The sequence below is a fragment of the Frankia sp. R82 genome (genome assembly GCF_023716925.1).
Classification (GTDB): Bacteria; Actinomycetota; Actinomycetes; order Frankiales; family Frankiaceae; genus Frankia.
The window spans coordinates 1-636 of the sequence record NZ_JAMQQG010000194.1; the positions used below are offsets into that span (position 1 = coordinate 1).

Sequence of the window (636 nt, forward strand, 5' to 3'; positions counted from 1 at the left end):
GCCCAGGGTCTCGGGGCCGGCGAGGGGCCCGCGGCCCGCCGCGTGGGCGGCGCCGTTGGCCGACCCGTCGGTGCCGGCGGCGGCCCGCACATCCAGGGTTTCGGCCAGCGCGGTGGTCAGACCGGGATGCGGGCTGATCTCGATGAACAGGTCGTGGCCGGCGTCGAGCAGGGCTCGGGTGGCGGGTTCGAACCGGACGGGTTGGCGCAGGTTGTCGTACCAGTAGTCGGCGGTGAGTGCGTCCGGGTCGATCCAGTCGGCGGTGACGGTCGACAGGATCGGGATCGTGGTGGGCTGCGGCGTGATGTCACCGAGCGCGGCGAGCAGGTCATCCCGGATCGCCTCGACCTGCGGCGAGTGCGACGCATAGGTGACGGGCAGCAGGCGGGTGCGGACGTCACGGGCGCGCACGTCGGCGAGCAGGGTGGTGAGCTCCGCCTCGTCGCCGGCGACGATGGTGGTCGCCGGGCTGTTGACCGCCGCGACGGACAGGCCCGGGGTCAGCAGGGTCGTGAGGTCCGCGGCGGGCAGGTTGATCGAGGCCATCGCGCCGGGGGTGGGGATGGTGGTCAGGGCGCGGCTGCGCAGGGCGACGATGCGGGCGGCGTCGTCGAGGGTGAGGGCGCCGGCGATGTG

The 636-nt window shown here is 74.2% G+C and carries 1 protein-coding gene; it reads right to left on the reverse strand.

The window, feature by feature from the left end; all coding sequences use genetic code 11:
* A partial coding sequence (locus ND747_RS16570; RefSeq protein WP_251734503.1) for an acyltransferase domain-containing protein occupies positions 1-636 on the reverse strand: 636 nt, incomplete at both ends.